Annotated in this window: 8 protein-coding genes and 1 tRNA gene; 1 reads left to right on the top strand and 8 read right to left on the bottom strand. The window is 53.6% G+C overall.

Annotated elements, in window-relative coordinates; translation table 11 throughout:
- Positions 1-9: 9 nt before the first annotated feature.
- The 8 genes from C8267_RS06870 to C8267_RS06835 form a co-directional block, all read right to left on the bottom strand.
- A complete protein-coding gene (locus C8267_RS06870; RefSeq protein WP_106634142.1) occupies positions 10-2,010 on the bottom strand; it encodes a site-specific DNA-methyltransferase in 2,001 nt (666 codons plus the stop codon).
- A gap of 5 nt (positions 2,011-2,015) precedes the next feature.
- On the bottom strand, positions 2,016-2,357 hold the full coding sequence (locus C8267_RS06865; protein ID WP_106634141.1) for a hypothetical protein: 342 nt from the start codon (positions 2,355-2,357) through the stop codon (positions 2,016-2,018).
- 2 nt (positions 2,358-2,359) lie between these two features.
- Positions 2,360-2,962: a DUF4391 domain-containing protein gene (locus tag C8267_RS06860; protein WP_106634140.1), complete on the bottom strand. Its 603-nt coding sequence runs from the start codon at positions 2,960-2,962 to the stop codon at positions 2,360-2,362.
- A gap of 3 nt (positions 2,963-2,965) precedes the next feature.
- Positions 2,966-6,196: a helicase-related protein gene (locus C8267_RS06855; RefSeq protein ID WP_106634139.1), complete on the bottom strand. Its 3,231-nt coding sequence runs from the start codon at positions 6,194-6,196 to the stop codon at positions 2,966-2,968.
- A gap of 116 nt (positions 6,197-6,312) precedes the next feature.
- Entirely contained in the window at positions 6,313-7,197 is an 885-nt protein-coding gene (locus C8267_RS06850) for a relaxase/mobilization nuclease domain-containing protein (RefSeq protein WP_106634138.1), read from the bottom strand.
- A complete protein-coding gene (locus C8267_RS06845; protein ID WP_106634137.1) occupies positions 7,194-7,562 on the bottom strand; it encodes a MobC family plasmid mobilization relaxosome protein in 369 nt (122 codons plus the stop codon). The genes C8267_RS06850 and C8267_RS06845 overlap by 4 nt, the downstream gene beginning before the upstream one ends.
- Before the next feature lie 74 nt (positions 7,563-7,636).
- Positions 7,637-8,878, bottom strand: a complete 1,242-nt coding sequence (locus tag C8267_RS06840) for a site-specific integrase (RefSeq protein ID WP_106634136.1) — start codon at positions 8,876-8,878, stop codon at positions 7,637-7,639.
- 290 nt (positions 8,879-9,168) lie between these two features.
- Positions 9,169-9,250 (bottom strand) — tRNA-Leu (locus C8267_RS06835).
- A gap of 99 nt (positions 9,251-9,349) precedes the next feature.
- On the opposite strand from C8267_RS06835, the gene C8267_RS06830 reads away from it, so the two are divergent.
- Complete coding sequence (locus C8267_RS06830; protein WP_106634135.1) at positions 9,350-10,903, top strand: NAD(P)/FAD-dependent oxidoreductase; 1,554 nt, start codon at positions 9,350-9,352, stop codon at positions 10,901-10,903.

The following is a 10,903-nucleotide window of genomic DNA, read 5'->3' as shown; positions in this document are numbered from 1 at the left end:
ATTTCATCTCTACAAAATCCGACGGATGGTCTCCTTGCTGTATGCGTTGAAAATCTGGTCGAAGTTGTCCAGCACGTTGTCCGTGGCGGCCGAGGCATCGCGCATCACAAAATAATAGGGCTGCATGCGGGCAATCTCCGTGATCACCTGCTCGTCGATGTCGCGGTCAAAGCAGGCTACCAGGTAGTTGCCGTCGACCGCATAGACCTTCTTGCCGTGAATCTCGCGCTCCTCGATGCGGCTCGACAAGGGCAGATTGCACTCCGGCATCACCTGGAACAACAAATCTTCCGCCGTACGGTCCGGCTTGATGTTGTCCTCGAAGGCCTCGAAACCCAGGGTCTGTTCGATGGGCGTCTGGGCCGGGGTGTAATAGACATCGGCCATGTTCGAGGAGTCGAGTTTCAACACGCGGAATCCGGTGTCGAGACGGTCGATTGCCTCCTTGTCCTTGTTTTCCTCCTTGATCTTCTTTCCGGCCCGGCGAATGCGCTCCTTGCCGAGTTCACACAAATTTACCGGCCGTTTTAGGGTCGTTAATAAGTCTATGGCATTCTGAATAATCTCTTTTTGGCTTTTTGAAGATGCAGCAGCTAAACTTCTATAAAGATCTTCAGCAATCTGAACCATAATATATTTCCTCTTTGAGGTTGGCTTCTCATAATTCAATTGCATTACAGCTTCTGCAGTTGTAGCTGATCCGGAAAAGAAATCAAGAACGATAAAATCTTCAGTATCGTTGTCTAAGAACCCTAACAAGTATTTAATCAGACTTACAGGTTTCGGAAAATTAAATACTTTTTTGTCGAATAAATTTAATTGATATTCTCCTGCATTCTCATTTGTGTCTACTCCTACTTTGCTGTTGATTAAATTGGTGGGAACTTCGGGGGCGTATTCTAATTTTTCATATGCAGGGCTAAATTTCATTGTTGGAATTGAGATAATTGTCCCATTTGCCAATTCGTTGTCTAAATACGATTGTTGCCATTTAAATTTAGCTTTTAAAGAAAAAGTTTTGGTGAATAACCCATCTTTAACCTCAACATCATTTAGCAGTTCAATATCGTATTTGTCAGTTCCGTATTTGCCAGCAGGAATAATTCCATTTGGAATTTTTGTCCGAACCACATTTGCCGGGAATTTAAGAATTCCAATTGGATTAGGTTGATTTAATAATCCATTTGAACTCGTTGAATATTTTTGTACGCCTCTAAATCGAGTTTCATCTTTCTTTTTTTGGTAGCAAAGTACATATTCAATAATTTGTCTACATTTAATTGAAAGATTCTCCGGAGTTTCTGTTTTTGCCCAATTGAATATGTCAATAAAGTTCTGTTCTCCATAAATTTCATCGCATACTTTTTTAAGATTTACTACCTCGTTGTCGTCGATCGAGATAAAGATCACCCCGTCGTCCGACAACAGGTCGCGGGCCACTTTCAAGCGGGGATAGATCATATTGAGCCAATCGGTATGGAAACGACCGTTGGCTTCGGTATTGCGCTGCATCGGGTCGATGGTTTGGTGGCCCTCCTCATCGAACAGCCCGCTGCGCTGTTCAAACTCCGTTTTGCCCTGGGCAAAGTCGTCGTTATAGACGAAATCGTTGCCGGTGTTGTAGGGCGGATCGATGTAGATCATCTTCACCTTGCCGAGGTAGTTCTCGCGCAGGAGTTTCAGCACGTCGAGGTTGTCGCCTTCGATGTAGAGGTTTTGGGTGGTATCGAAGTCGACGCTTTCGGCACGGCACGGGCGCAAGGTTTTCGAGGTCGGGGTATTGGCCAGCCGGATGGCCGCGCGCTTGTCGGGCCAGGTGAACTGGTAACGCTGTTCGGGGCCTTCGACCACGTCGTGAGCCAGGAGTTGGCGGAGTTTGTCGAAGTCGATGGCCTGTTCGACGCGACCGTTGCTGTTGATTCGTTCGGTCAGACACTCGGGGAACAACGCCCCGATTTGTTCTATATTTCTATCGGCCATATCCGCCGTCTGCATCTTCAGGTGTTCCATGGGGATTATTTCTTTTTTATTGATAACACAAGTGGAATCGTGTATTTTATGCGACTGATTGTTTGGCTTTCGACTTTCGACTCAACGTTGCCTCCAAAATTGAAGGCAACAACCTTGATACCTGCCCCGCCACTTTTTCCGTCGCTTTCTGTGGCTGTTATGGCAACATCAAAATCAACGTCAATAACGTTACCTTCGACAGTTCCTCTTACATATCTATAATCGCCATTAGATGCGAGTCCGTTTTTGGGAATATATCCTCCTATTTTTTGTAATTGCGAGTCAGCCTCATTAGCCCCTTCTACAATTTGTACTAACGTTTGGGTTGTAAATTCCTTTATGTCCATATTTATTCCAATTCTTTTTTCAGTTTCTTCAACTCTTCGAATAACTCCGATTTCCGCCGCGGCTGCCGCTCCGAACGGGCCTTGCGTTCCAGCACCTCGATCTGGTGAAGCAGTTTCGCGCGGCGGTCGTCCTGCACAATCTGTTCGGCAACGCTGCGCCCCTCGGTGGGGGTAACGGCTCCGATCGAGGCGACAATTTCATCCCATACGGCATCGAGATTCAATCCCCGGAGCGGTATGCGGACACTCCCGGCGGGTTGCCAGGCCGAGAATATCATCCGCGAACAAAAGAGCGCCAGCCGGACCTCTCCGTCGAACGATAATGCAAAGATAAGATTTTGTGGGATTAATCGGACCAGCAGTTCCAGATTCTTCGCCTGACATTCACGGTGTTTGAGCTGGACGTCAAGCAGATAAAATTTTTTCACCCGTTCGCCCTCCGCAAGGGCCGGAACCGTGGCCGGAGAGACCTCGGCAACGATGTCGATGCGGCTGATGTCGGCATCGAACCGGTCGCGCTGCGCCGCCCGCAATTCAAAACGGGAGTAGATCGTCTTCTTGGGGAGCGACCGGCGCATCTCGGTGGAGGAAGGAAGTCCGTACATGGGTTATTGGATAACGATGAAACAGATCAGTTCGAAATCATCGAGCCCCTTGATCTCGTCGGCGAACAGGCGCCCCGGGGCCCCGCTCAGGAAGCTGTCCAGATCGCTCTCGGCCTTGACCTCCACGATGGAGGCGATGGCCCGGTTGAGCAGTTCCGAGTAGTGGCGCATCTCGCGGCCGTCGCGGGTGAGGCGGTTGAATTCCCGGCAGAGCGTCGCATCGGGTTCGCTGTGGCCCTTGCACAAGCGGCGAAGCCGGTCGAGCAGCTCTTTGGGGGCGAGGTGGTTGATGACGACGGAGCCCGTTTCCGAAATATAGACCAGATAGAACGGATGGAGGCGGTTCTGGCGGTCGATATTGACCGAGTTGTTGCGGTTTTTCAGAACATAGATGACCCCCGGTGGGCAGTTGTCCGTATGGTTGACGACGGCATGTAATCCGAAAGGGGTATGTTCGATATCGGGATTCGTCTTCATGTAATCCAGCAGATCGAGCCGGAATTCATTCAGCCCCAGGTCCATGATGGAGATGCCCGACGACATCTCCTCGATGTCGACCACCTCCGATTGCAGTCGTTTGAGCTGTTCGCGTCGGTATTCCAGGTCGCCCTTCTCCTCGGGTGAAATCGGGTTGTCGTCTCCCGTTGAGGTCAGAACCGACACCTTCATGCGGGCCTCGACACGTCCCTTGAGGTCGATATATTCGTCGAGCGTCATGTCCGGCCAGTAGTTGACCAGCTGGATAACAGCGTTGCGTGACCCGATGCGGTCGATTCGTCCGAAGCGTTGAATGATCCGCACGGGATTCCAGTGGATGTCGTAATTGATCAGATAGTCGCAATCCTGCAGATTCTGTCCTTCGGAGATGCAGTCCGTGGCAATGAGCACATCAATCTGTTCGTGGATATCCGGGAAAAGCACCTCTTTCTCCTTCGATATCGGCGAGAAGAGGGTCAGCACGGTGTTGAAATCGAGTTTCTGGCGCAGGCGCAGAGTGCTTCGGGCCTCCACATCGCCGGTAACAAGCGCCGTGTGGAGACCTGTCTTTTCGTGAATGCGTTCCGCCAGATTGTTGTACAGATACTCGGCCGTATCGGAAAACGCCGTAAAGACAAGAACTTTCATGTTCCCGTCATTGATCGGGTGTTCGAATTTGTGGCGTAAGTCGGCTATGAGCTGCTGCAACTTGCAATCGTGTTCCGGGGTTATGTCGGCCAGCATGAACAGCAGCAGGTCGAGCGTTTCGAGATCCTCGGAAAGGTATCGCTTCCAGCTGACGTAGTCCATGTCCTTCAACGCGATTTGTGACTTACGGCCTCCAATGAAAAGGCTGTCCTGATCGTCGATATCCAGTCCGGAGGTGAAATCGAAATCGTCGATGGCGGTCGTTTCCGTATCGTGGCTGTCGATTTTCCGGATAGTGGCGTTGATGAAGCTCTGGATACGGGTGAGGGTCAGTCGGAAAGAATTGACCGAACTTTCAAGCCGTTTCAACAGATTGCTGCTCATCAACTGACGCAGACCGCTCTCCCGTCCGGCCATGGTGAGGTTCGCATAGCCCTCCTGCGAATCGCTTTTGGTGTATTTGGCACGCGAACTGGGCAAGATGAATAGCGAAGGCGTATAGATGGCCAGATTCAGTTGCTGAAGAAGTCCGAATATCTCGTTATAATTGATTGCCCGATCCAGATCGGTCAGGTGAGGCCGACGAGATATCGGAGCAAGCCGCTTCGGGAATTGGCCGATATCGGCCGTATCGTAATATTGCTCGATGTGTTTGCGGCTGCGGGCAATCGTAACGGAGTCGAGGACCTCGAAGAAGTCAAAACTCAACTTGTCGAGCAGCGCTTTGGTTGTGCGTTCGGCCTGTGGTAGACGAACCCAACTGTTGTATGCAGCTTGAGCCTGTCGGAAAATATCGTCTATTCCGTTCTGGGTATTCAGCAGAGAGTTGATATTGGCTGCATCTCCTTCATAAGCCAGAGCGATCTGATTCTTGAGATCGTTGAACCGATTGTTTACGGGAGTTGCGGACAGCATGAGGACCTTGGTCCGGACGCCTTGTCGGATTACTTTGTTGAGGAGTTGCAGGTAACGGTTTTCTCTTGGGTTCTCATCATTCTCATCCGTGGATACTTTACCTCCATTGCGGAAATTATGCGATTCGTCTATGACGACAAGATCATAATTTGACCAGTTGATATGTGTCAGGTCTATTCCATTGGACTTTCCGCTTTCGCGGGACAGATCGGAATGAAAAAGTATGTCATATCGCAGCCGATCCTTGGCTATGGGATTGTTCTTATAGTTGCTGCGGTAGGTTGCCCAGTTGTCGTATAGTTTCTTGGGGCAAAGGACCAGAACTGATTTGTTCCGGGTTTCATAATATTTTATGACTGAAAGGGCTGTGAATGTTTTGCCCAGACCAACGCTGTCGGCCAAGATACAGCCGTTATATTTTTCCAGCTTGTTTATGATGGCCAGACATGCATCTTTCTGGAAATTATACAGTTTGTTCCAGATGATGCTGTTCTTGAAACCGGTGGCCTCATTGGGCAGGACATCTTCGGATATATCTTCCAGAAATTCGTTGAAAATATTGTACAATGTGACAAAATAGAGAAAATCGGGAGCGTTCTCCTTGTAGGCATTGGTTATGTTGTCCAGAACTTCGTCTGTGACAATCTGCATTCGGGAGGTGTCGTTCCAAAGTTGATCGAACAGGGCCAAAAATTGTTGAGACATGGGGAAATCCAATTTGTTGACCATTGTATATGCATTATTGCCTCGTTCACACCCCAATTCGACTGTGGTGAATCCGGCAATGGGCATATAACTTTTGTTGTCTATATTGGCAAATCCCATCATGTTCTCATTCGTCCGATTGGATTTGAAGCAAGCCTTTCGTCGGATCCACTCCGCACACTCTTTGGCAATGGCTTTTTGAGATAACTCGTTACGAAGCTTTATTTCGAATTCTGAACCATATAGATTGCGTTCTCGGTTTAATCTGGGGATGTAAAACTCCCGTTTTTGCTTGTTGGCTTTTTCAGTAATAAAAGTCGGAGACGTAAAGATGAAGCGTAATTCTTCGATATCTTTCAATTGTTTTTTCAACTCCTGAAAGGCATAAATTGAAAAACAAGATGCTGCAATGGCAATTTTGCTTCCCGATTTAATCTCTTCGATAAAATCGTCCTTCAGGGTCTTGTCTATATTGTTGATTATCTCCATGACTTATATGCATATATAAACACGAATTTAGTTAAAAAAATTTAATTCAGATGAATTGGACAAGATCCCGCTTTGATTTAATTGTTTTTTGGTATTGATGATTTATAACGTAGCTCTTAATGCCGTCGCCCGCGGCGTCTGCGCTGTTGTTCCTGCTGGGTTTGTTCCGCCTCGTCGGGATCAAACCTCGGACGCAGCAAATCGTCCAGCAGGTAGCTGAACGAGGGTGTCAGGGTCGGAGCCGATTGGCGTTCGGGAGCAAGCGCCTGTCGGCTGTTTCGTTCCAGTGCGGTGTCGATTTTCGAATAGCTGAACTGCCGGTCGATCTTCGAACCGTTGAACGGGTAGCCGTTTTTTGCAAACACGACACCCTGCACGTCGGAAGTGCCTCCGCGCATCCGGAACTCCGTAGTGACACCTTCGCGGCGCAAGGCCGTCATTAGCTCCTCCCAGTTGCGGCAGCGGGGGACGGCATCGCACAGGGCATGGTAGATTTCATATTTTGTCTTGTCCGGTTCGCGTAGCCGGTACTCCTTGACCTGCTCCTTGCCCGATGCAAAGTAGAGCCCGTAGCGGGCGGTCAGTTGCTTGCAGAGCCGCTCCGAACGGTAACGGTCGTTGTGGTCGGAGATCGTCCGTCCGTCGTTGCCCACGCGGTTGAAGAGAATATGCAGGTGGGGATGTTCCCGGTCGCGGTGGCGGACAATGATAAGTTGCGTATCCTTAATCCCCATCCGGTCCAGATACTCCACCGCAATGGAGAGCAGCAGTCGGTTGTTCAACCGTGCGGCATCCCGAGGCGAAAAGGAGAGAACAACGTGTCCCACGGGTTTCGAAACCCTGGGGTTTTGCGCAGCCTGCCGTTCGAATCCGCGGATGATGGAGGGCGTGTCCTTGAACAGAACGCCCATTCCGGCCAGGCAGTCGGCGCCCTTCCCGGGACCGAAAATGTATTGGACGGCTCCGCCGAAGGAGCCGCCTTTCGAGAGTTTGGCAATCATGGCAGTTTGTCGATTCGGGTGAGCAGCGCATCAATTCGGTCGACCAACGCCGCCAAAGTGGCGGTATCGCGTCCATACCCGGCCACATGCGCCATGCGGGCGAGTTGGTTGAGGTTGTTCGCCATGCCGGTGAGCTGCCGCAGCAGGGTGAGCATCTCGGGAGTCATCCGAGCGCGGACGATGCTCCGGGCAAGGGCGCGCCGGGCGTATTCGGCACACACGAGACCGGCGACCCGTGCCTTGCGGCACAGGGCGTCGTAATCGGTCTCGTTCAGGCAGACGACCAGCCTTCGTTTGAGTCGTTCCGTTTCGGATTTGGGAGGGCGGCCGCCTCGCGGGCGGTTCGGATTCTTCGGACTTTTCATCTGTGTAATGTATAATAGACCAGCGGGATGGATTCGGAAGGTTTCGAGTGTCTCGAAACATAAACTTGCTTTTATTACAACCCGGAATCTCCCTCCGCGGCAGCCGAAGCCAGTTTTTCGCCGAAAGCCTCCATTTCTCGGCCGATCACCGTCTCGGAAAATTTGGCGTAATGGCGGGTCATGTTGGTGTTAGAGTGCCCAAGAATTTTGGCCAGGACGTCAATCGGCATTCCGTATTCGACCGCCATGCAGGCGAACGTATGGCGGGCGCAATGCGTGGTCAGCACCTTGTCGATGCCGCAGACGATGGCGATCTCCTTCATAAAGGCATTCATCTTCTGGTTGCTCGGCAGGGGCAGCACCCGTCCGCGGGCCTGGCAGACTGCGTCGTGCTCGTAGCGGCGGAGGATCTCCAATGCCATCGGGAGCAGTGGAATGCGGCTCATTACGGCGGTCTTTTCGCGCGGCTTGTGGATCCACCAGCGTCCTTCGTCGTCGCGCGAGATGTGTTCGCTCCGCAGGTGGTCGGCATCGGCGAAGGCCAGTCCCGTAAGGCAGCAGAAGACAAAAACGTCACGTATACGGGCCAGCCGATGGTCGAGTTGCTTGCGGGTCAGGATTTCCAGTTCGCGGGCCGTGAGGTGCTCTTTGGCCTGCGCCTGATCCTCCTTGAGTTTGTAGTAGAGGAAGGGATTCTTGGCAATCCATTCGTTGCGCAGGCAGTAGAGTACGAAGTTGCGAAGACAGTCCATGACGGCCACGGCGCCGTTGTGGCGGCAGCGGTGTGCCGTTTGCAGGAAGAGGCTGAATCCGTCGAGAAACTCGTAGTTCATCCGCTCGACGGGAATATCCTCCTCCGGGCCGCGCTGGGCGAGGTACTGTTTCAGATAGCGTAGCAGCCGTTCGTACTTGTCGGCTGTCCGCTGGGTGATGCGCACGCCGACCTCTGCCTGCCGCCGTTGGACGTAGTCGCCCAGCCCCGCGATCAACATCATGGTGTTTTTAAGCGGGTTGAAGTAACGCTGTTTGATTTGCAGGGCATTGGCCTCGAAACCTTCGGCAAGCAGTTTGCTGCGGATGTCGAGAATCTGTACACGGAATTCGTCAAGCATCTCGTTGATCTTCACGGATAGGCGGCTGGTCCCCATCATCCGTTCTTTTCGCTGGTTCCACAACTCGGGTCGTCCCTCGCAGTTGAAATAGATCTCCTGACGGAAACTGCCCGTTGTAATTCGGGCATAAATGGTTGCGAATCCGTCTTTTTTCGTTCTTCCCTTTCGCATCAGGAAGAGAATCCTGAAACTCTCTTGTCTCATGGTTTTGTAAAATTTAGAGGTTAACAAAACGCTGACAAGAAAAATCTATTGCGATGCAAAATGCAGCAGTTCAGTGTATTATAAGCAAAAAAGGTGGCAGTTTGCTCGCCTGGCTCCCGATTTGACCCCTTTGCCACCAAATTGCCACCCGAAGGTTTTCGGCGAAATACTTTTCGGTGGCGGAGGCCGGGATGCTGATTATTGCAATCAATTTATTGATATACAATCATTTCGCGCTGTTCTGCATCCGGATTCCCACAAAAAAAGGAGCCTCGAAAAAGGCTCCTTTGTGCGGATAAAGGGACTCGAACCCCCACGCCGTAAGGCATCAGATCCTAAGTCTGACGTGGCTACCAATTACACCATATCCGCGTTCGAAAGACAAAGGTAGCGAAAAATTCACAAATCCCAATCCGGGGCGGCCGTTTCTGCTTTTTTTTCGCTATTTTTGTGACCCCCAACCGAGTCATTATGCCTCAGATTGTTACCCTTGTCCTTTCGCCCAAACAGGCGGCGGATACCCGCTTGTGCGATACGCTCGCCGCGCGTCGTCTCGGCCTTGCCGCCGACGAGGTGGCCCTCGTGCGTGTCGTCAAGCGTTCGATTGACGCCCGCCAGCGGCAGCCCAAAGTCAACCTGACGCTCGAGGTCTACGTCGACCGCGAGCCGCTGCCCGCACCCGTACACTTCGACTACCCCTCGGTAGCCGGCCGTACGGAGGTGCTTGTCATAGGCTCGGGCCCGGCCGGCCTCTTCGCCGCGCTGCACCTCATCGAGCTGGGGCTGCGGCCGGTGATTCTCGAACGCGGGCGCGACGTCTCGGCCCGCAAGCGCGACATCGCACAGATTAACCGCAACGGAGCGGTCGACCCCGATTCGAACTACGCCTTCGGCGAGGGCGGCGCGGGAACCTTCTCCGACGGCAAGCTCTTCACGCGCAGCAAGAAGCGCGGCGACTACCACAAGGCGCTCGAGACGCTGGTCTTCCACGGCGCCGACCCCTCGATACTCTACGAGGCGCATCCCCACATCGGCACCGACCGCCTGCCCTACATCATGCGGGCCATCCGCCGGACGATTCTCGATGCCGGGGGAGAGTTCCTCTTCGAGCGGCGGGTGACCGACCTCGAGCTGCGCGACGGCCGCGTGACGGGCGTGCGCTGCGGCGACGAACGCATCGATGCGGCGGCCGTCATCCTCGCCACGGGCCACTCGGCGCGCGACATCTACGAGCTGCTGGCGCGCCGCGGTGTGCGGCTCGAGGCGAAGCCCTTCGCCATGGGGGTACGCATCGAGCATCCCCAGGCGCTCATCGATTCGATTCAGTACCACTGCGAGCGGCGCGGCGAGTACCTCCCGGCGGCGGCCTACTCGCTTGTCAGCCAGGAGGGCGGACGCGGCGTCTACTCCTTCTGCATGTGTCCCGGCGGATTCATCGTCCCGGCGATGACCGATGCGGCGCAGTCGGTGGTCAACGGCATGTCACCCAGCGGCCGCACGTCGCCCTTCGCCAACTCGGGACTGGTGACCGAAATCCGCCTCGAGGACTTCGCCCACCTGCGCGACGAGTGGGGCGAGCTGGCCGGTCTGAAGTTCCAGCAGCAGTTCGAGGAGCTGGCCCGCGAGCGGGGCGGCGACCACCAGGTGGCCCCCGCACAGCGTGTGGCCGACTTCGTGGCGGGACGCCCCAGCACGACGCTGCCGGCGACCTCCTACCTGCCGGGCATCACCCCCTCGCGTCTCGACGAGTGGATGCCCCGCTTCATCGCCGAGCGGCTGCGGGCGGGCATCGCCACCTTCGGGCGGCGCATGCGCGGCTTCTTGACCAACGAGGCGGTGGTCGTCGGCGTCGAGTCGCGCACCTCGTCGCCCGTGCGCATCCCGCGCGACGAGGCGACGCTCATGCACCCCGAAGCTGCCGGGCTCTTCCCGGCGGGCGAGGGTGCCGGCTATGCCGGAGGCATCATCTCGGCGGCCATGGATGGCGAACGAATTGCCGAGGCCGTCCGCAACTACGTCAAATAA

The organism is Alistipes sp. Marseille-P5061 (assembly GCF_900290115.1).
Lineage (GTDB): Bacteria > Bacteroidota > Bacteroidia > Bacteroidales > Rikenellaceae > Alistipes > Alistipes excrementigallinarum.
This window is presented reverse-complemented; position numbering and strand designations above follow the sequence as displayed.

Excerpts from the sequence above, each read along its gene's own strand:
- C8267_RS06870 (WP_106634142.1), bottom strand. The coding sequence starts at position 2,010 with ATGGAACACCTGAAGATGCAGACGGCGGATATGGCCGATAGAAATATA.
- C8267_RS06865 (WP_106634141.1), bottom strand. The coding sequence starts at position 2,357 with ATGGACATAAAGGAATTTACAACCCAAACGTTAGTACAAATTGTAGAA.
- C8267_RS06860 (WP_106634140.1), bottom strand. The coding sequence starts at position 2,962 with ATGTACGGACTTCCTTCCTCCACCGAGATGCGCCGGTCGCTCCCCAAG.
- C8267_RS06855 (WP_106634139.1), bottom strand. The coding sequence starts at position 6,196 with ATGGAGATAATCAACAATATAGACAAGACCCTGAAGGACGATTTTATC.
- C8267_RS06850 (WP_106634138.1), bottom strand. The coding sequence starts at position 7,197 with ATGATTGCCAAACTCTCGAAAGGCGGCTCCTTCGGCGGAGCCGTCCAA.
- C8267_RS06845 (WP_106634137.1), bottom strand. The coding sequence starts at position 7,562 with ATGAAAAGTCCGAAGAATCCGAACCGCCCGCGAGGCGGCCGCCCTCCC.
- C8267_RS06840 (WP_106634136.1), bottom strand. The coding sequence starts at position 8,878 with ATGAGACAAGAGAGTTTCAGGATTCTCTTCCTGATGCGAAAGGGAAGA.
- C8267_RS06830 (WP_106634135.1), top strand. The coding sequence starts at position 9,350 with ATGCCTCAGATTGTTACCCTTGTCCTTTCGCCCAAACAGGCGGCGGAT.